The 19836-nt window shown below is 59.8% G+C and carries 19 protein-coding genes and 1 tRNA gene; 8 read left to right on the top strand and 12 right to left on the bottom strand.

The genetic code is table 11. The features are described from left to right. The first annotated feature begins 100 nt into the window (after positions 1-100). Positions 101-787, top strand: coding sequence for an aspartyl/asparaginyl beta-hydroxylase domain-containing protein (locus ABTW55_RS17895; protein ID WP_033647951.1), 687 nt, complete (start codon positions 101-103; stop codon positions 785-787). 29 nt (positions 788-816) lie between these two features. Here the strand turns inward: ABTW55_RS17895 and ABTW55_RS17890 are convergent, their stop codons facing one another. The 5 genes from ABTW55_RS17890 to ABTW55_RS17870 all read right to left on the bottom strand — a co-directional run bounded on the left by ABTW55_RS17890 (position 817) and on the right by ABTW55_RS17870 (position 5857). Next, positions 817-1533, bottom strand: coding sequence for an ABC transporter ATP-binding protein (locus tag ABTW55_RS17890; protein ID WP_033647952.1), 717 nt, complete (start codon positions 1531-1533; stop codon positions 817-819). Continuing rightward, positions 1530-2405, bottom strand: a complete 876-nt coding sequence (locus ABTW55_RS17885) for an ABC transporter ATP-binding protein (protein ID WP_033635209.1) — start codon at positions 2403-2405, stop codon at positions 1530-1532. Before ABTW55_RS17885 ends, ABTW55_RS17890 begins: the two co-directional genes overlap by 4 nt. Continuing rightward, complete coding sequence (livM, locus tag ABTW55_RS17880; RefSeq protein ID WP_060421814.1) at positions 2402-3688, bottom strand: high-affinity branched-chain amino acid ABC transporter permease LivM; 1287 nt, start codon at positions 3686-3688, stop codon at positions 2402-2404. Before livM ends, ABTW55_RS17885 begins: the two co-directional genes overlap by 4 nt. Positions 3689-3698: 10 nt before the next feature. Further along, positions 3699-4613 (bottom strand): branched-chain amino acid ABC transporter permease, encoded by a 915-nt coding sequence (locus tag ABTW55_RS17875; protein ID WP_004928592.1) that lies wholly within the window; start codon positions 4611-4613, stop codon positions 3699-3701. Between the two features lie 125 nt (positions 4614-4738). Next, positions 4739-5857 (bottom strand): branched-chain amino acid ABC transporter substrate-binding protein, encoded by a 1119-nt coding sequence (locus ABTW55_RS17870; RefSeq protein WP_033647954.1) that lies wholly within the window; start codon positions 5855-5857, stop codon positions 4739-4741. 454 nt (positions 5858-6311) lie between these two features. Between ABTW55_RS17870 and ABTW55_RS17865 the strand changes: the two genes are divergently transcribed. After that, positions 6312-6387, top strand: a tRNA-Asn gene (locus ABTW55_RS17865). Positions 6388-6460: 73 nt separating this feature from the next. On the opposite strand, the gene ABTW55_RS17860 is transcribed toward ABTW55_RS17865, so the two are convergent. From ABTW55_RS17860 to ABTW55_RS17850, 3 genes are all read right to left on the bottom strand, one after another. Beyond that, entirely contained in the window at positions 6461-7669 is a 1209-nt protein-coding gene (locus tag ABTW55_RS17860) for an aldose 1-epimerase family protein (RefSeq protein ID WP_041035902.1), read from the bottom strand. Positions 7670-8077: 408 nt separating this feature from the next. After that, the gene (locus tag ABTW55_RS17855) at positions 8078-8380 is read right to left on the bottom strand and encodes an XRE family transcriptional regulator (protein WP_033635213.1); all 303 of its coding nucleotides are present in this window, start codon (positions 8378-8380) and stop codon (positions 8078-8080) included. A gap of 4 nt (positions 8381-8384) precedes the next feature. Then, on the bottom strand, positions 8385-8738 hold the full coding sequence (locus ABTW55_RS17850) for a type II toxin-antitoxin system RelE/ParE family toxin (RefSeq protein ID WP_033647956.1): 354 nt from the start codon (positions 8736-8738) through the stop codon (positions 8385-8387). Positions 8739-9178: 440 nt separating this feature from the next. Here ABTW55_RS17850 and ABTW55_RS17845 point away from each other — a divergent pair, with 440 nt between their 5' ends. Beyond that, on the top strand, positions 9179-10474 hold the full coding sequence (locus ABTW55_RS17845; protein ID WP_033647957.1) for an MFS transporter: 1296 nt from the start codon (positions 9179-9181) through the stop codon (positions 10472-10474). Positions 10475-10501: 27 nt separating this feature from the next. Continuing rightward, complete coding sequence (locus ABTW55_RS17840) at positions 10502-11308, top strand: substrate-binding domain-containing protein (protein WP_060421819.1); 807 nt, start codon at positions 10502-10504, stop codon at positions 11306-11308. Here ABTW55_RS17840 and ABTW55_RS17835 read toward each other — a convergent pair. The 3 genes from ABTW55_RS17835 to ABTW55_RS17825 form a co-directional block, all read right to left on the bottom strand. Further along, the gene (locus ABTW55_RS17835; RefSeq protein WP_060421821.1) at positions 11283-12182 is read right to left on the bottom strand and encodes a LysR family transcriptional regulator; all 900 of its coding nucleotides are present in this window, start codon (positions 12180-12182) and stop codon (positions 11283-11285) included. The genes ABTW55_RS17840 and ABTW55_RS17835 overlap by 26 nt on opposite strands. A 92-nt stretch (positions 12183-12274) precedes the next feature. Then, on the bottom strand, positions 12275-12667 hold the full coding sequence (locus tag ABTW55_RS17830) for a diacylglycerol kinase (RefSeq protein ID WP_230200053.1): 393 nt from the start codon (positions 12665-12667) through the stop codon (positions 12275-12277). 192 nt (positions 12668-12859) lie between these two features. Then, positions 12860-13984, bottom strand: coding sequence for a hypothetical protein (locus ABTW55_RS17825; protein WP_033635219.1), 1125 nt, complete (start codon positions 13982-13984; stop codon positions 12860-12862). 737 nt (positions 13985-14721) lie between these two features. On the opposite strand from ABTW55_RS17825, the gene ABTW55_RS17820 reads away from it, so the two are divergent. The 4 genes from ABTW55_RS17820 to ABTW55_RS17805 are packed head-to-tail and all read left to right on the top strand — an operon-like array spanning position 14722 to position 18823. Beyond that, on the top strand, positions 14722-16461 hold the full coding sequence (locus tag ABTW55_RS17820) for a fatty acyl-AMP ligase (protein ID WP_033655213.1): 1740 nt from the start codon (positions 14722-14724) through the stop codon (positions 16459-16461). Next, positions 16458-17372 (top strand): NAD(P)-dependent oxidoreductase, encoded by a 915-nt coding sequence (locus ABTW55_RS17815; RefSeq protein WP_049195347.1) that lies wholly within the window; start codon positions 16458-16460, stop codon positions 17370-17372. Before ABTW55_RS17820 ends, ABTW55_RS17815 begins: the two co-directional genes overlap by 4 nt. Before the next feature lie 31 nt (positions 17373-17403). Further along, positions 17404-17664, top strand: a complete 261-nt coding sequence (locus tag ABTW55_RS17810; RefSeq protein WP_015378483.1) for an acyl carrier protein — start codon at positions 17404-17406, stop codon at positions 17662-17664. After that, the gene (locus ABTW55_RS17805; RefSeq protein WP_004935542.1) at positions 17651-18823 is read left to right on the top strand and encodes an aminotransferase class I/II-fold pyridoxal phosphate-dependent enzyme; all 1173 of its coding nucleotides are present in this window, start codon (positions 17651-17653) and stop codon (positions 18821-18823) included. The genes ABTW55_RS17810 and ABTW55_RS17805 overlap by 14 nt, the downstream gene beginning before the upstream one ends. 69 nt (positions 18824-18892) lie before the next feature. Here the strand turns inward: ABTW55_RS17805 and ABTW55_RS17800 are convergent, their stop codons facing one another. After that, positions 18893-19624 (bottom strand): ATP-binding protein, encoded by a 732-nt coding sequence (locus tag ABTW55_RS17800; RefSeq protein WP_041035915.1) that lies wholly within the window; start codon positions 19622-19624, stop codon positions 18893-18895. Positions 19625-19836 lie beyond the last annotated feature (212 nt).

Here is a 19836-nt window from a genome sequence, read left to right as displayed (position 1 = left end):
ATTTTTCCTGCCGCTCTTCCCCTCCGGCCGCCGCAGACAACGCGCCGCGCCGAAGAACCGCGCGCAGTGTCCATTTGGCGTTTTCTGAGGCGAGGTCATTATGTCCGCGATTTATGATTGGTCCGTGCTCGCATTGCGCAATGTTTACGATCGCCGCATTCAGGGCAAGCCGGTGCTCGACAGCGCCGCGCTGTTCCCCGACGCCGAACGTTTCACCGCCCAATGGCGGCAGATCCGCGAAGAGGCGCTGACCGTCGCCCACGATCTGCACAATATTCCCCGTTTTCACGAGATCATGATCCAGCAGGAATCGATCTCCGCCAACGACGCGCGCGACTGGCGTATGTTCATCATGAAGGCCTACGGCCAGCCGATCGCCCGCAACCTGGCGCGCTGCCCGACGCTGGCGGCGCTGATCGCCTCGTCGCCGGACGTGCTGTCCGCCTCGCTCTCTTTCCTGGCGCCCGGCAAGCAGGTGCCGCCCCACCGCGGACCGTTTCGCGGCATTCTGCGCGGCTATCTGGTGCTGGACATGCCCAAACGCACCGACGGCGCGCCGGCGGCGGTGCTGAAAGTGGACGGCCGCGAATACCGGCTGCACGAGGGGGAGTTCATGCTGTGGGACGACACCTTCGAACACGAAGTGTGGAACGACAGCCCGCAGGTGCGCACCGTGCTGCTGCTGGACATCCGCCGCCGCGACATGCCCGGCGGGCTGCGGCTGCTCTCCAGCGCCATCATCGCCCTGGTGCGGCTGAACGTGCGCTGGATGCAGAAACAGTTCTGAAGCGGGCCTCCCTGCCCCTGGGGCGGCGTTCAGCCGCCGCCCAGATAGGCCTTTCTCACCTCCGGATCGTTCAACAGCTCCTGGCCGCTGCCGGTGAGGCGGATCTGGCCGTTGACCATCACATAGCCGCGATCGGACAGCTTCAGCGCGTGGTTGGCGTTCTGCTCCACCAGAAACAGCGTCATGCCGCTGCGGGTCAGCTCGCGCAGCACGCCGAAGATCTGCCGCACCACGATCGGCGCCAGCCCCAGGCTCGGCTCGTCCAACAGCAGCAGCTTCGGCCGGCTCATCAGCGCGCGGGCGATCGCCAGCATCTGCTGCTCGCCGCCGGACAGGGTCATCGCTCGCTGGTTGCGCCGTTCCTTGAGGCGCGGAAACAGCTCGAACATGCGCTGCAGATCCTCCGCCAGATAGCGGTTGCCGACGGTGATGGTGCCCATCAGCAGGTTCTCCTCCACGCTCATGTCCGGAAAGATGCGCCGCCCTTCCGGCGCTTGCGCGATGCCGCCGGCCGCCACGTAGTGCGTGGAGCGGCGGCTGATGTCCTCGCCGCCAAACAGGATCTGCCCGCCGGCGATGCGCGGCTGGCCGAAGATCGACATCAACAGCGTGGATTTTCCCGCGCCGTTGGCGCCGATCAGCGCCACCGTCTCCCCGGCGTTGACCTGCAGCGACACCTTGCGCAGCGCCTGGATCGGCCCGTAAAACACGTCCACTTCGCGAAATTCCAGCATCGCTTCGCTCATCCCGCCAGCTCCTCTTCGTCCGCGCCCAGGTAGGCGGCGATCACCGCCTCATTGTGCTGGATCTCCTGCGGCGTGCCGCGGGCGATCACGTCGCCGTGATCGAGCACGATCACCCGATCGGAGATCTCCATCACCATGCCCATGTCATGCTCGATCAGCAGCACCGTGATGCCGTGATGCTGGCGCAGGAAACGGATGATGCGGCTCAGCGTGGCCGTTTCCACCGGGTTCAGCCCGGCGGCCGGCTCGTCGAGGCAGATCATCTCCGGCGCGGTGCACATGGCGCGCGCGATCTCCAGCCGCCGCTGCTGACCGTAGGACATCTCCCCCGCCAGCCGGTTGGCGCAGTCCACCAGATCCACCACCTCCAGCCAGTAGAAGGCGTGATCCAGCGCGGCGCTCTCCGCCCGGCGGTAGCCCGGCGTATTCAGCACCCCGGCGATCAGGTTGCGGTTGCTCTGCATGTGCTGCGCCACCAGCAGGTTCTCGACTACCGACATTTCGCGGAACAGGCGGATATTCTGGAAGGTGCGCGCCAGCCCGGCGCGGTTGACCAAATGAGTGCCGCCGAACATCTTGTAATAGAGGCGCGAGCCGAGCCGCTTCGGGCGTATCCAGTCGCCAGCGCGGAACTTCTGCCCCAGCACCTGGATCACGTCGGTCGGCCGCTTGTGAGTATTGAGCAGGATCGCGCCGCCGCTGGCGCGGTAAAAGCCGGTCAGGCAGTTGAACACCGTGGTCTTGCCGGCGCCGTTGGGGCCGATCAGGGCGGTGATGGAGCCGCGCTCTACCTCCAGATTGACGTCGTTCAGCGCCTTGATGCCGCCAAAGCGCATCATCAGGTGCTCCACCCGCAAAATGGCGTCGCTCATGGCGCCACCCCCTTGCGCTCGGCGAAGCTGGCGCGGCTGATGCGCACCAGCCCGCGCGGCCGCCAGATCATCATCGCCACCATCAGCACGCCGAACAGCAGCACCCGGTATTCGGCGAAGCTGCGCAGCAGCTCCGGCGCCACCGTCAGCACGAAGGCCGCCAGCACCACGCCGAGGGTGGAGCCCATGCCGCCCAGCACCACGATCGCCAGGATCAGCGCCGACTCGAAGAAGGTGAACGAGGTCGGGTTGACGAAACCCTGATAGGTGGCGAAAAACACCCCCGCCAGCCCGGCGGTGGAGGCGCCCAGCATAAAGGCCGACAGCTTCACCAGCACGTGGTTCAGCCCGAGAGAGCGGCAGGCGATCTCATCCTCGCGCAGCGCCTCCCAGGCGCGGCCGATCGGCATGCGCGTCAGCCGGTGCTTGATGTACAGCACCAGCAGCACCACCAAAAACAGCACCGCGTAGATGAAAATGAACTTGAGGTTGGGGTTGTAATCGATGCCGAGAAACTCGTGGAGCGGCACCCCGCCGTCTTTGGCGCGCCGGCCGAACTCCAGGCCGAACACCGTCGGCGCCGGCACCGAGACGCCGTTCGGCCCGCCGGTGAGCGACATCCAGTTGTTCAGCACCAGCCGGATGATCTCACCGAACCCCAGCGTGACGATCGCCAGGTAGTCGCCGTGCATGCGCAGCACCGGAAAGCCCAGCAGCGCGCCGGCCAGCGCCGCCATCAGCGCCCCCAGCGGCAGCATCGCCCAGAAGCCCAGCCCGAGGTACTGATAGCCCAGCGCCAGCCCGTAGGCGCCGATGGCGTAAAACGCCACGTACCCCAGATCGAGCAGCCCCGCCAGCCCGACCACGATGTTCAGCCCCAGGCCGAGCAGCACGTAGATCAGGCCGAGGATCGCCACCGTCAGCAGGTATTTGGTGGCGACGAACGGGAACAGCAGCGCGATCGCCGCCATCAGCGGCAGGAGCCAGCGCAGGTTGGATTTATAGCCCAGCGGCCGCACGTAAACGCCGTCGTTGCCACCGTCGAAGCGCGCCAGCACCCTGCGCCCCGGCGCGGTTTGCAGGAACAGGCTCAGCAGCAGCCGCCCGGCCATCACCGCGATGATAATCCACACCAGCCGGTGCGGTTCGAAGTTAAAGCTGTAGCCGTTCAGCACGATGCCGACGATCGGCCCGAACACGATCAGGGCGATCAGCCCGGCCAAGACGGCGTCCAGCAGGCTGCGTTTAACGTCCAGCCCGCCGTGGATCACGGATTGCGACATGGCGTTCTCCTTAAACCTTGGCGATCAGCGGCCGGCCAAGCAGGCCCTGCGGACGGAAGATCAGGATCGCCACCAGCAACCCGAAGGAGAACACGTCCTTGTAATCCGAGTTCACCATGCCGGCGAACTGCGCCTCCGCCACCCCGAGCAGCAATCCGCCCAGCATGGCACCCGGCAGCGAGCCGATGCCGCCCAGCACCGCGGCGGTGAAGGCCTTGATGCCGATGATAAAGCCGACGTAAAAATCGAAGGTGCCGTAGTTCATGGTGATCAGCACCCCGGCCAGCCCGGCCATGGCGGCGCCGATCACGAACACCAGCGAGATCACCCGATCGGTATTGATGCCGAGAATCGAAGCCATTTTGCGATCCTGCTGGGTGGCGCGGCAGATGCGCCCTAGCCGGGTACGCTGAATGATGTAGGTGAGGATCGCCATGCCGAGCAGCGACGCCACCAGAATAAACACCTTGGTGTAGGTGATCTGCACCACGCCGCCGTCGAACTCCAGGCGGAACACGCCGCTCAGCAGCGTTGGGATGCCCTGCTGGCGCGGCCCTTGGCTTATCTGCGCGTAGTTTTGCAGGATTAACGACATGCCGATGGCGGAGATCAGCGGCGCCAGGCGGGTGGAGTTGCGCAGCGGCTTGTAGGCGATGCGCTCGATCACCCAGCCGTACACCCCGGTGATGACGATGGTGAACACCAGCGTGCCGAGGATCAGCAGCGGGAACGAGTGCAGCCCGAAGAACGACAGCAGCGCCAAGCCGATGGCGCACAGGTAGGCGGAGATCATGTACACCTCGCCGTGGGCGAAGTTGATCATGCCGATGATGCCGTAAACCATGGTGTAGCCGATGGCGATCAGGCCATACACCGCACCGAGGGTCAGGCCGTTGATCAGCTGTTGCAGAAAGAATACATCCATAATGAGCAGTCTCGCCTGGTAAGGCCGCCAACGCAGTCCGACGCGGCCCAAAGGTCATCGCGGAACGGGCTCGCCAGAGCGGCGAGCCCGTCGGTCATAGGGTTACAACTTCAAGGTTCGGCCGTTTACAGCTGGTGATATTTGCCCTTGTCATCCCATTGGTAGACCACGTAGTCCGAGACCTTCAGGTCGCCCTTCTGGTCCCAGGCTTTTTTGCCCATCACGGTATCCACATCGTGCGACTTCAGCCATTCGGCGGCCTTGGCGCTGTCTTTGCCGCCGGTGGCGTTGAAGGCGGCGGCGATCGCCTGTATCGAGGCGTAGGAGTAGAGGGTGTACCCTTCCGGCTCAAAGCCGCTGGCGCGGAACTTGGCGATCACCGCCTTGCCTTCCGGGATCTGACGCGGATCGTTGCCGAAGGTCATCAGCACGCCGTTGGTGTACTGCGGCCCGCCGGCGGCGGTCACCAGTTCTTCGGTCACCACGCAGTCGCCGGAGAAGAACTTGGCGGTCACGCCCTGCTCGCGCATCTGGCGCACCAGCGGCCCGGCTTCCGGATGGCAGCCGCCGAAGTAGACCACGTCCGGCTTGACCGAGGCGATCTTGGTCACCAGCGCGTTGAAGTCTTTCTCGCCGCGCGACAGCCCCTCATACAGCACTTCCTTGACCCCGCGCTTGTTCATCGCCGCCTTCGCCGCGTCCGCCAGCCCCTGGCCATAGGTGTCTTTATCGTGGATCACCGCGATGCGCTTGGCCTTCAGGGTGTCCAGCATGTAGTTGGTGGCGATCACGCCCTGCTGATCGTCGCGCCCGCACATGCGGAACATGGTCTTCATGCCGCGCTCGGTGATCTGCGGGTTGGTGGAGCCGGGGGTGATGGCGATGATGCCGGCCTCGTCATACACCTCGGAGGCGGGCATGGTAGAAGAGGAGCAGAAGTGGCCGACCACCGCCGAGACCTTTTCCTGATCCACCAGCCGGTTGGCGACCGCGACCGCCTGTTTCGGTTCGCAGGCGTCATCCCCCTGCACCAGCTTGATTTTTTCCCCTTTGATGCCGCCGGCGGCGTTGATGTCCGCCGCCGCCTGCGAAGCGCCGCGCCAATACTGATCGCCATAGGTGGCGTTCGGCCCGGAGAACGGCCCGGCGACGCCGATGACGATATCGGCCTGCGCGGAAAACGCCGTACCTAAACAACCGATGAGCAAAGCAGCGAGCGGACTTTTTATCAATTTCGATGACATTGTTATCTTCCTCAGCACTGGTGTAGCGGAACGCCCTGGGGCGCGGAACTTTCACTTTATGTGTAGACGGGGAAAATAATTTTCTTGAGAGCGCAGTCGCATTCCCCAAAAATGGGTAAGCAAAAATCCAGCCATTGTGACGACGAATACATATTGTTTGCTTATTCATCCTACATATCAGTTGCGGCGCGGCGTTTGACGGGGTTAACGGGGGATAAGCCGTACGGCCAAGAGGGAAGGTGCAGGATAGCGAGAGTGACCCTGCACCATCGCCGTGCAACGGCTTGTGCAAACGACGTCAAAACGATTTGGGATGCAAAAATCAGCGCATAGCGATGAAAAATGCCGAAAAACAGCGCAAGGTGCTCATTCCCTCAGCAAACGCGCTTTTTTTGCAGTTTAGCGCTTTGACAAACCCCAGGCGCCCCGCTATTATTCGCCCCGTTCACACGATTCCTCTGTAGTTCAGTCGGTAGAACGGCGGACTGTTAATCCGTATGTCACTGGTTCGAGTCCAGTCAGAGGAGCCATATTTAGAAAAGCCCGCTCAGGGAAACCCGAGCGGGCTTTTTGCTTTAACGCTAAATGCGTCGACAGGAAACGTTACTCTTTGGCTATCGGCGCGGCATTTTCATCAATTTTTACCTTACCCTGAATATCAGCAATCTTCCTCTCCAGATCCGCCACCTGCGCTTTGCTGTGCAGCAAGGTATAGGTCAGATCAAACTGCGCACTGGCGCCAGGCTGCAATTGCTTAACGCGTTTTTGTTCGCGCTCGATGGTGACCGGGTAGGCATAGCTGGTGCCCGGCTCAATCCCCGTCACATATCCCTGTTTTAACGTATCGGTATTCTTCCACAGCGTCAGGACGGGCAATTGGCGGGTATCGAACTGAATCGCCACCCCTTTGTCGCCCGCGTGATTGACCAGCGCCGCCAGTGTCTGATGATTCGGATCCGATAATGGCTTAATGTTAAAGACCATTTCATCGAACCCTTTGGTGGGGCCGGCATAGGTTCCCCAGGTCTTCAACCCGGCTTTGGCATAGTCGTTAAACGGGCTGATGCTGGCCATCGGCGCCAGGAAGCGGGCGCCATTTTCCAGAATCGGCGCGCCGAAATTGCTGTGGTAGATAATCTGGTAGTCGTGGGGATAATCCGCCCGGTTGGTTAACACATCATGCAGGCTGAAACTGTTGCTGCCAGGTACGTAGCGCAGTTCGGTCAGGGTTTGCAGATCGGCTTTTTTGAATGTGCTCTCTTTGATCAGGCCGCGAATACGAATTTCATACGGCGCCGTATCCGCTACCTCGACCTCAACCAGTGAGGCCGGCGTATTGCCCGCTTTACCGTGCAAGGTGTAAATCTGCCCTCCTTCGGTCACCGGATGACCGGTCCACTCATAGCCGCAGCGCACCATCATCTCATTGAAACCTTCCAGCCAGCCGAGCCCATTGCGGCTTTCCAGGTTGATAAAGGCGGGGTTGACCACCTCTTTGACCGGAGAATCCCACCCCATTTTCGCGCCAAATCCTTCCGCCCGCAGGAGGTTCATGCCGCGCGTGGGACTCAGCGTGATGGTCAGGCCATCCTCGCTGCGGATAATCACGACTTTGCTGCCTTCTTGCTTGCCGCCGTGCAACACTTTCTGCTCAATGCTGAACGTTTTATCCTTAACCTTCAGCGCCTCACTCGAAATCTTCCAGTTTCCTTTCTCCACGCCATCTTCAGCGCTGGTCAGCACCCAACTCTGCGCCGCCACCTGCCCTGAAATCAGGGCCGAAAACACCGCCATAACCCACGTTTTCTTCATTTCCCTTCCCCTTTAGCTGAATCGATTTTTTTACTCACGAGAGAAATCTACTGTTAAGCAGGTTAAAGAAATGTGATGAACTTCACCGGGAGAATATTTGAATAAATAGTGCGATAAAAATACGAATTTGTTCGCAGTTTTAATGAAACACGTTGAGTTATTGCACGTTAAATGAGCGATTAATCAACATAAGTCGTATCGTTTCAGCTTTGAGCAGGGGATGGTTTATCGCGAAGATACGGCGGGTGGCTTGTTAACGCTATCTGGCTCAAACGGCAGCGCCCATACAGCCAGCACGCCTTGAGCCTCTTTGCTTTCACAGCTGCCTCCTGATATCGGGGGCGCCATATTGCGAACAGCCCGCTCAGGGAAACCCGAGCGGGATTTTTGCTTTTTTGCCGTTAGCGCTTACAGCACAAATTCGTAGTGAGAGCCGTCCGGCAGTTCAACATCCAGGCGCAGCTTGCCGCCGGCCGCCTCAACATAGCGTTTGAGCGAAGACAGTTTCAGATCGCGGCCCGGTTTTTCCATCACGGCAACGGTCGGTTGCCGGATACCCAGCGCCTGCGCCATTTCAACCTGCGTTTTCTGCACCTTCTCGCGCAGCTCGGCAAGGTGGATGTTCAGCATGATGTCAGCCGCCAGCGCTTGCGCTTTGGCCACGACCTCGGGCTTTTCATCCGCAATAAGCTGTTCCAGCGTTCTGCCCATCGCGTCACTCCTTCTCGTTTAATGTGTTCAGCCAGTTCGTGAATTCCCGATCGGCCGCCTGAATCATCCGATCGTAAAAACGTTTTTCATTACCGGCTTTATTGCCCGCGCAAAGTACAATGCCGATACGGTACGGATCGAAGGCGAAGAATGCCCGCAACGGTTCGCCACGGCTCTGAATGCGCAGCTCTTTCATATTGCTGTAACGCGAACCTTTAACCGTATCGGCATAGGGTCTGGGCAGCCCCGGCCCCTTTTCCCGCAGGATCATCAATGCGGCAAGCACGCCAGCCCGATCGGCATCGTGGAGTGAGCTAAACCAGTTATCAAACGCATCCGTTGTTTTAATTTCCCACACGGGACCTCCCTGCAAATATAGATCAACAACTATATAGATGTAAAGCTATAGCAGAGAGGCGTCAGAATGGCATGCAAAAGCATTCGTGGTTACTGCAAGGCTGAACGTACATCCGGACATTTTGCAAACGCAGTGCGAGACATTCACCTTTTTACGAGCGGTAACGGACAATCGGTCAGAGGGCACGGGGCGTTTCCCCGCCACCCCTTTATGAACCCTGTCACAAAATGCGCATAACGTTTTCGGCGCTCTGCGCCGCGGGCGGCGAGCGATAAGTTTGTTAACGCCACGTTACATCAGGTTAGGCAACATTGTTAACGGAGATTGATGCGCCAAACGCATCGCGCCATGCGTTTATTGCGCTTATTTAGTTTATTTTCCTGAGCGAGTCTTCAGCAACAGGCGCGGCGTCAGGCGCCCATAACAAACTGGAGATAAAGATGCATTCCTCTACCTCACCCATGACCACCCGGGCCAGAACCGGCGCGATCCTGCGCGTCACCTCCGGCAACTTTCTGGAACAGTTCGACTTCTTTCTGTTCGGCTTTTACGCCACCTACATCGCACACACCTTTTTCCCGGCCAGCAGCGAGTTCGCCTCGCTGATGATGACCTTCGCGGTATTCGGCGCAGGTTTTCTGATGCGCCCCATTGGCGCCATCGTGCTGGGCGCCTACATCGATAAAGTCGGCCGCCGCAAAGGGCTGATCGTCACCCTGTCGATCATGGCCGCTGGCACCTTCCTGATCGTGCTGATCCCCTCTTACCAGAGCATCGGGCTTTGGGCGCCGCTGCTGGTGCTGTGCGGGCGCCTGTTGCAAGGCTTCTCGGCGGGCGCGGAGCTGGGCGGCGTGTCCGTCTATCTGGCCGAAATCGCCACGCCGGGCCGTAAGGGCTTCTACACCAGTTGGCAGTCCGGCAGCCAGCAGGTGGCGATCATGGTGGCGGCGGCCATGGGCTTCGCGCTCAATGCGGCGCTGGAAGAAAGCGCCATTCGCGAATGGGGCTGGCGCCTGCCTTTCCTGTTCGGCTGCCTGATTGTTCCCTTCATCTTCTTGCTGCGCCGCAAGCTGGAAGAGACGCAGGAATTTACCGCCCGCCGCCACCACCTGGCGATGCGCGACGTGTTTAAAACCCTGCTGAAAAACTGGCCGGTGGTGATGGCCGGCATGCTGATGGTCGCCATGACCACCACCGCGTTTTACCTGATCACCGTGTATGCGCCGACCTTCGGCAAAAAGGTGCTGTTGCTCAGCGCCTCCGACAGCTTGCTGGTCACTTTACTGGTCGCGATTTCCAACTTCATCTGGCTGCCCATCGGCGGTGCGCTGTCGGATCGCTTCGGCCGCAAGCCGGTGCTGGTCGCCATGACGCTGCTGACGCTGGCCACCGCCTACCCGGCGCTGAGCCTGCTCGCCGCCGCCCCCAGCTTCAGCATGATGCTGGCCGTGCTGCTGTGGCTGTCCTTCATTTACGGCCTCTACAACGGCGCCATGATCCCGGCCTTAACCGAGATCATGCCAACGGAAGTGCGGGTGGCCGGGTTCTCGCTGGCCTACAGCCTGGCAACGGCGGTGTTCGGCGGCTTTACGCCGGTGATCTCCACCGCGTTGATCGAATACACCGGCGATAAGGCTTCCCCGGGCTACTGGATGAGCTTCGCCGCGCTGTGCGCCTTGCTGGCGACGCTGTATCTGTATCGCCGCATCGCCATGCCGCTGCAAACCGCACGCTAACGCGCCATCGCCATAAGGAATCATGCCATGCAAAAACTCACTCGTTCGATCCTCGCCGCGCTGGTGTGCGCCTCCTTCAGCACCGCGGCGCTGGCCAAAGACATGACCGTGATGATCTCCGGCGGCTTCAAGGCCGCGCTGGAGAAACTGGCCCCGGAATATGAAGCCCAAAGCGGCGACAAAATCATTCTGGTGTCCGGCCCTTCCATGGGGAAAACGCCGCAGGCGATCCCCGCGCGGCTGGCGCGCGGAGAGCAAGCCGATGTGGTGATCATGGTGGGCGACGCGCTGACCCAACTGGACAAAGGCGGCTGGATCCAGCCGGGTTCGCGCGTGGAGCTGGCCGATTCGCCGATCGGCATGGTGGTGAAACAGGGCGCGCCCAAGCCGGCGATAAAAACGGATGCCGAGCTGCGTAATGCCTTGCTGCAAGCCGACTCTTTCGCCTATTCCGACAGCGCCAGCGGCCGCTACGTCAGCGGCCAACTGTTCAAAAAGCTGGGCATCGAGGAACAGGTGAAAGGAAAAGCGCACATGGTTGAGCGCATTCCGGTGGCCTCTGAAGTGGCGCAGGGGAAATACGCGTTGGGCTTCCAGCAGGTCAGCGAATTGCTGCCCGTGGCGGGCGTCACCTTTATCGGCGAACTGCCGGAAAACGTGCAGTACATCACCCGCTTCGCCGGCGCGGTAATCGCCAAGGCGGAACATCGCCGCGAAGGCAAAGCGCTGCTAGAGTTCCTCGCCTCCTCTCAGGCACAGCCGACCATTCGCGCGACCGGCATGCGAAGCGTGCCGGCGCAGCAGCCGGTCAGGCAGAGTGATACTGTTCAGTAATCAGCTTTTCCAACTCGGCGGCGACGAAAGACTGCATGCGGCCGCCGCGCCGGATCAGGCCCACGGTGCGTTTCACCACCGGCTCGACCAGCGGCACCGACGTCAACACCGAATGCTCTGAAGCGGGCATCGACATGGCGGGCACGGCGGCAATGCCGATGCCCGCCTCAACCATGCCCAGCATGGTCGTCACATGGCGAGTTTCGCACACGCTGGGGCGCTCCGGCACGAGGTGTTCCAGGCGCTGATCAAGCAGATTGCGATTGCCGGAGGTTTTATCCAGCGACACGTAATCCTGCTGATAAAATTCCCGCCAGGTGAGGCTCTTTTTAGCGGCGAGCGGATGGTCGCGCCGGCAGGCGGCCACGTAAACGTCCCCCACCAACGGCACAAATTCAAGGTTAGGCTGCAGCCGCCCGGCAAAGCAGATGCCGAAGTCAGCCTGGCCGCCGGTGACCGCCTCAATCACATTGCCCGCGCTGCCGTCGATCAGCTTGACGCGCACGCGCGAATAGCGAAGCCGGAAACGGCGTATCACGTCGGGCATGAAATAGTAGGCCGCCGACGGCACCGTGGCGACGGTGACCAGCCCGGTACGCTCCTGGCTGACCTTATCGATATCGGCCAACACCGCTTCGACATTCATCAGCAGCTGATCCGAACGCTCGGCAAACGCCTGCCCGTACAGCGTCAGCGTCACGCGCCGGGTAGTACGATCGAACAGTTTGCTGCCCAGCGCGTTTTCCAGCTTCTCAATCCTGCGGCTCAGGGCCGACTGCGACAGGCAGATGGATTCTGCTGCCAGCCGAAAATTGCCGTACTCCACCAGCGCGCGGAAGGCATAAAGATCGTTGAGATCAAAATTCACGGGCATAGCGGCCGACTCTCCTTGCTGAACGCAAAACATCGATGATAACCGCTTATAGCACCATGGCAACCGGCCTGGCAATTGAGCCACCCAAGCCCTTATCGCCCCAGCAGCACCATTCCCCAAATAATGATAGTCATCACCACCGCCACCAGCTGCGCAGCGCCGCCCAGATCTTTAGCGCGTTTGGATAACGGATGTAATTCCAGCGAAATGCGATCGACCACGGTTTCAATCGCCGTATTAAGCAGCTCAACCACCAATAGCAGAAAACTGCAGGCGATTAATAACAGCCGTTCTATATTTGTAATATCTAAACCAAATGTAACAACCAGTAAAATGGCGTTAATAACCAATAATTGGCGAAACGCATCTTCGGTAAGCACGGCGTCAATAAATCCGGCCCAGGAATTCCTTATGCTGTAGGTTAATCGGCTTATTCCTTTTTTCTTTTCCACAGGCATGCAATCAGCTCTCGTCAATACTGCCACAATCACTCGTGAATAAATCACGCGGCGTGAATTTATCTCTAGTTTATTAATTAAAGGCCTTAACCGTTCTCTTTGCGGCGACGATGCATTCACTCACGCGCCGTCACCCTGCCCCTGAAACGGCACCGCCCGAAAATGCCCCGGCGCGGTTATTATTCTGAGAACGTGAAAAGGCGATGCGTTATCAGCCGGTTAAAGCGTTTTCTCGTACAAGCGGTAGCGCTTATAGGGAACCGCGCCGATGCGTTCTAAAATCGTCCGCATGCCGGTATTGGTTTCCAGGATCCACGACATTTCCAGCGCGTCGATATTGCGCTTGGCAAAAGGCTCGCGCAGCGCCTCAATCAGCAACAGCGCAATAATCGGCCCGATGCGGCTGAATTGATATTCCTGGCGCACGCCCATCAACGGCACGCGCGCGGTGCGCACGCCGCTGACTTTCAGCCGCCACAAGAGCTTCGCCCAGCCGAACGGCAATAACCGCCCCTGCAGATCGGCAATCGCTTCGTTGATGTTCGGCAGACCGACGATAAAGGCGCAGGGGGCGCCATCCACCTCGGCGATATGGATCATATCGTCGGGCACCAGGAACTTCAGCTGATCCCCCATGGTGGCGAACTCGTGCTCGGTGAACGGGACAAACCCCCAGTTATGCTGCCATCCGGAGTTGAACACCTCGCGCAGCACCTGCATCTCCTCGCGAAAGCGCTTGCGGTTGAGGCGGCGAACGGTCACCTTTTTGCGCACCTGATCCATCATCCGGGTTAACGACGGCGAAAAATGCAGGTCGGTTCTTTTCATCCAATAGGCAAGCAAATCAATCCCTTCGCTGTAGCCCTGCTGCGCTATTTGCGCCGCATAGTAGGGCTTCGCGTGCGTCATCAGGGCGGAAGGCGGCGTATCGAACCCTTCGACCAACAGGCCGCTTTCCTGATTGATATTGAGGCTGAACGGCCCGGTGATTTTGCGCGCGCCTTTCGACCTCAGCCACTCCTCCGCCACCGTGAATAAGGTGCTGAAAACAGCGGGATCGTCAACGGCGTCAATCATGCCGAAATGGCCGGTATCCTCGCCATGCAGCTCCCGGTGCAGAGCATCGATTTGCGCCGTGATGCGCCCAACGACTTTGCCCTGTTTTTTGGCCACCCATGCCTGCCATTCAATGTGGTCGGTGCCGGGATTCTTCTTTGACAGATGCTCTTCGCGCTCTACATGCAGCGGCTCAATCCAGTTCGGATCATCGCGAAACAGTTGCGAGGGGAAAGCAATAAATTCTTTAAGTTCGCGTTTACTCAGAACTTTCTCAACACGGATCATAAATAGCCTTACGTTTTAATAAAATAATTAAATAAGCACGCGACAACGCCTTTAGCATTTTTTATGCTGTTCTCATTTATTGGATTGTGTATTGCCTCCGGTTCAATGATAAGAAAAACCGAATATTACCCCCTGTGAAACAGCGCATTATTGCGCCCGACATTCACCCTGTGATGTCCGTAATTGATAAAAAAAGGAAACAGAAAGCGGCGCAGCCAGGCTACGCTAATGGTGCTCTTTTATTATTTCGTGCTGTTACGGCAAAAGAAACTCGCCGCTTTTAGTGTACCGACTTTAATCAGGAGGTGTGCCGCCATCTTTACCACTTAATGCTCTTTTTAAGATTAGCCTTAAATGAATCGTTCACTTTTGGATTTCTTGCGGCATACTGTTTAGGAAGTGTTTAAGTTCCAAGATAGCCATGCATGAGGTCATAACCTATGAGCCGACAGTTATTTCCTGCCCGAAAGAGACAGGCTAAAGAACGGCGCAGCCCGGATATTACAATAGTCTCACGTATATCGCCAGGGTGCCGCTCAAGGCTGACAACACGGGCTACTCACGCTCTGCCCGGTTAATAACCGGCGTGCCCTCAAGCACGGCAATATACGCTGTTCGCGGAATGAAGATGGTTGAATAACAAACTTATTCAAAACCTATTCATAGTAAAACATCAATTACCTCGCCAAGAGTGATTTTCTCTTTTGGTGATTTTTAATCTATGGCTAAGTTTGTCTATGTCTGAAACAAGTTCCGTTCATTCTCTTCCTATGCGCTATGCGGACTTCCCCACTTTAGTGGACGCGTTGGATTACGCGGCGCTGGGCAATACGGGAATGAATTTTTACGACCGTCGCAATCAACTCGTGACCGTTCTCGAATATCGCACGCTGCAGCAAAAAGCGATCTCGGGCGCGCGGCGTTTATTGTCCCTGAAACTCAAGAAAGGCGATCGCGTGGCGCTTATCGCCGAAACCAGCGCGGGATTCGTCGAAGCCTTTTTCGCTTGCCAATACGCCGGCCTGGTGGCGGTGCCGCTGGCGATCCCGATGGGCGTGGGCCAGCGCGACTCCTACACCGCCAAGCTGAAAGGGCTGATCGCCAGCTGCAACCCCGCGGCGATCGTCAGCAGCGAAGAGTGGACGCCGCTGATCGCGTCGGCCACGGAAAACACCTCGGCGCTGCACATCCTCAGCGACGCGGACTTTAACGCCTTGCCGGAGCCGGAGATCGCCTTGCCGGCGCCTTCGCCCGACGATATCGCCTATCTCCAATACACCTCGGGCAGCACCCGCTTTCCACGCGGCGTGATCATTACCCAGCGGGCGGCGATGGCGAACCTGAACGCGATCAGTCGCGACGGGATCAAGCTGCGCGCGGGCGACCGCTGCGTTTCGTGGCTGCCCTTCTATCACGATATGGGCCTGGTCGGTTTCCTGCTGACGCCGGTGGCGACCCAGCTGTCCGTCGATTATCTGCGCACGCAAGATTTCGCCATGCGCCCGATGCAGTGGCTGAAACTGATTGCCAAGAATCGCGGTACGGTGTCCGTCGCCCCGCCGTTCGGCTACGATCTGTGCCTGCGCCGCAGCAACGCCAAAGAGCTGGCCGATCTGGATCTTTCCAGCTGGCGGGTCGCGGGCGTGGGCGCCGAGCCGATCCCGGCCGAGCTGCTCGGCCAGTTCGGCGAACACTTCAGCAGCATCAACTTCGACAGCAAAGCCTTCATGCCGTGCTACGGCCTGGCCGAGAACACCCTGGCGGTGAGTTTTTCCGATCCCTGCTCCGGCCCGCAAACCAACGCGGTCGACCGCGATATTTTGGAGTACGAGGGTAAAGCGGTCGCGCCCGGCAAGAAGACCCGCGCCGTCTCGACCTTCGTCAACTGCGGCCGAGCGCTGCCCGGCCACCGCATCGAGATCCGCAGCGAAACCGGGCAACCGCTGCCGGAACGCCAGGTCGGCCATATCACGATCTCCGGCCCCAGCCTGATGAACGGCTATTTCTGCGACGACGAGTCCCAGCAGCAAATTCAGGTGACCGGCTGGATGGATACCGGCGATCTGGGCTACCTGCTGGACGGCTATCTGTACGTCACCGGCCGCAAGAAGGATTTGATCATCATTCGCGGCCGCAATATCTGGCCGCAGGATATCGAGTACGTCGCGGAATCCGAACCGGAAATCCGTTCCGGCGATGCGATCGCCTTCGTAACCGAAGAGCACGATGAAGCGGCCAGGATCATTTTGCAAATCCAGTGCCGAGTCAGCTCGGAAGAACGCCGGGAACAAATCGTGCGTTCGCTGAGCGCGCGCATTCAAAGCGAGTTCGGCATCGCGGTGGACATCGAGCTGCTGCCGCCGCACAGCATTCCCCGCACGTCGTCGGGCAAACCCGCGCGCGCGGAGGCCAAAAAACGCTGGCTGAGCGCCTCGCTCTACCCGCACATGCCGCAGCTGGCCGGTTTCGCGCAATGAGCGGCACGGTGGCAGTGACGGGCGCGACCGGTTTTATCGGCCGGCACATCGTCCAGGAACTGCTGGCGCAAGGGTTTAACGTGCGCGCCCTGACGCGGCACGCGGGAAAAGCCGCCGCCGATAACCTGCAGTGGATCCCCGGCGCGCTGGAGGATCGGCCCTCGCTCACCGAGCTGGTGCGCGGCGCGGAGTGCGTCGTGCACTGTGCGGGCCAGGTGCGCGGGCATGCGGAAGCGGTGTTCACCCGCTGCAACGTCACCGGCAGCCTGAACCTGATGCAGGCGGCCAAACAGAACGGCCGCTGCCGTCGCTTCTTGTTCATGTCGTCGCTGGCGGCCCGCCATCCGGCGCTGTCCTGGTACGCCCATTCAAAACAGGCCGCCGAGCAGCAACTCATCGCCGCCAGCGGCGAGATCGCGCTGGGGATTTTCCGCCCAACGGCGGTTTACGGGCCCGGCGATAAAGAGCTGAAACCGCTGTTCAACGGACTGCTGCGCGGCGTGCTGCCCCGGCTGGGCGCGCCTGACGCCAGGCTCTCTTTTCTGCACGTGAGCGATTTGGCCAAGGCGGTCAGCCAATGGGTGCAGGCCGAACCCGCGCAGCCGAATATTTACGAACTGTGCGACGGCGTGGCCGAAGGCTATAACTGGCTGCGCCTGCGGGACATCGGCGCCGCCGTGCGGCACGGGCCGGTGCGCCTGGTGGGCATTCCGCTGCCGCTGCTGAAAGCCCTGGCGGATATCAGCGTGGTGTGGAACCGCCTGGTAAAACAGGAGCCGATGCTGACGCGCAGCAAAATACGCGAATTAACCCATCACGACTGGTCCGCCAGTAATCACGCGCTGTCGCAACAGATTAATTGGTTTCCACAGGTAAGTTTGGAGCGCGCGCTGCGCGAAGGGCTGTTTTAATTATTCCAAATAGAGGTGTGTCAACGTTCTTATGCTAAATCGCGATGCTGTAATGGATTATATCCTGACGTGTTTGCAAGGTATCGTCGAAGGCGGAGTGGAAATAAAACCTGATAGCGATCTCGTCAATGATCTTGGCCTGGAATCCATCAGAGTCCTGGATCTGCTGATGATGCTGGAAGATGAATTAGATATCTCCATTCCTATCAATATATTGCTTGATGTCAGAACGCCTGAGCAACTGCTTGACGCGCTGCGCCCTTATCTGGAGAAAAACCATGGGACTGTATGATAAGTTTGCGCGCCTCGCCAATGACCGCGAACAATTTCAAACGTCCGGTCTGAATCCGTTCGGCACCTGCATCGACGAAGTCTATTCCGCCACCCAGGGCCGCATCGGCGATCAAAAGATTGTCCTCGCCGGCACCAATAATTACCTTGGCCTGACATTCGATGCGCAGGCGATCGCCGCCGGCCAGGCGGCCCTGGCCGCGCTCGGCACCGGCACCACCGGCTCGCGCATGGCGAACGGCAGCTACGGATCGCACCTGACGCTGGAGCGGGAGCTGGCGGAATTCTTCGATCGCCCTAGCGCCATCGTGTTCTCCACCGGCTACACCGCCAACCTGGGCGTCATCAGCACGCTGGCAGGGCCGGGCGCCGTGGTGTTGATCGACGCGGACAGCCACGCAAGCATTTACGACGCCTGCGCCCTCGGCGGCGCGGAGATTATTCGCTTCCGCCACAATGACGCCGCCGATCTGGAGCGCCGCATGGTGCGCCTGGGCGAGCGTGCGCGCGAGGCGATCATTATCGTGGAAGGCATCTACAGCATGCTGGGCGACGTCGCCCCGCTGGTGGAAATCGTCGACATCAAGCGGCGGCTCGGCGGGTATCTGCTGGTCGACGAAGCGCACTCCTTCGGCGTGATGGGCGAGCACGGCCGCGGCCTGGCCGAAGCGCTGGGCGTCGAGCAAGACGTGGATATCATCCTGGGCACCTTCAGCAAAAGCCTGGCTTCGATCGGCGGTTTCGCCGTCGGCGGCAAGGGAATGGACGTGCTGCGCTACAGCAGCCGGCCGTATATCTTTACCGCGTCGCCGTCGCCGTCGAGCATCGCGTCGGTGCGCACGGCGCTGCAAAAAATCGCGCGCCATCCCGAACTGCGGGAAAAGCTGTGGAGCAACGCGCACCGCCTGTACCACGGCCTCGCCGAACTGGGGTATACCCTGGGGCCGCGCATCAGCCCGGTGGTACCGGTGATGATCGGTTCGAAGGAAGAAGGGCTGCGTTTCTGGCGCGAGCTGATCGCCCACGGCGTGTATGTAAACCTGGTGCTGCCACCGGCCGCGCCGGCGGGCGTTACCCTGCTGCGCTGCAGCGTCAATGCCGCGCACAGCGATGAAGAGATTGACACCATCGTGCGCGCCTTTGCGGCGCTGAAAAAATAAAGCCTTCCCTCTCGGCCGCGGCGGCGGTGCCGAAAATGGCATCGCCGCCCTGCCGAACCGATGCGCGCCTCAGTGCGCAGCCGTTGATACTTCATCAGCGGAATAGCGATAACCCTGCGCCGCCATAAATTCCGCGATGGCTTTTTCCGCCGCCGAAAGCACCTCCTCGATCGGCCGATCGGCATCGAGATCCACGATGTCGGCGCCTTCGAACGTCAATAACGGCGTGACGGCGATCTTCTTCTCCAGCGCCGCTTTGCGGTGATCGGGTTTGCGCGCGCAGGCCACCGCCAGACTGACATTCAGCTTGAGCACCAGATCCGGTTTTTGCCCCGCCATCCATTGGAACGCCGCCCGCTCGCGCGCCGCCAGCCAACGGACGAAACGGCTCCCTTCAACGTCGACGGGAAAAACCGTGCCGTCGTAAGCGCCGGGGATCTGCGCCTGCGGAAAACGGTCGGTCAACACGATGAACCCTTGCCGCCGATACGCCAGCATGCGGCGAAACCGCAGCAGCCGCCGCCCCACGAAAGCGATGATCACCGCCGACGGCAGCAGGCCAATGCGGGATTTTTTCGTTTTGACTTTTTTGGTATTGCTCTCGATAGCCTTGCCCACCGAGCGCCCGAGCAGCGGCAACTTCGCCGCCGCGCGGCCGACGTTGCCCGCCTGTTTGCCCAGATGCACCTGCACCGCCGGGCCATAATGTTTCATATACGCGATCAGATGTTCACAAACGGTGGACTTACCCGATCCGTCGCTGCCGATAACCGCAATCAGCGGCGGAAATTTTGCACTCATAATAAGACTCTCTTTCAATACACCAGAAACGGCGTGCCATATTTGAAGCGAACTACCGCTTATCATTGCCGTGGTGGCCGCGTGGAAAAAATTTTCCGTAACGCGACGCCAAAAAAGCACAAAACATTAAGCGAAAATTGAAAAGCCCTGCTCTTTTTTCGCCGTTAGCCCGGCCGGAAATTAACATAAAAAGCGAAACCGGCCCACGCACC

Origin of the sequence: Serratia sp. SM04 (genome assembly GCF_040280225.1) — a bacterium.
Lineage (GTDB): Bacteria > Pseudomonadota > Gammaproteobacteria > Enterobacterales > Enterobacteriaceae > Serratia > Serratia sarumanii.
Note: the sequence above shows the minus strand (reverse complement) of the source record. Positions and strands in the feature narration are given on the sequence as shown.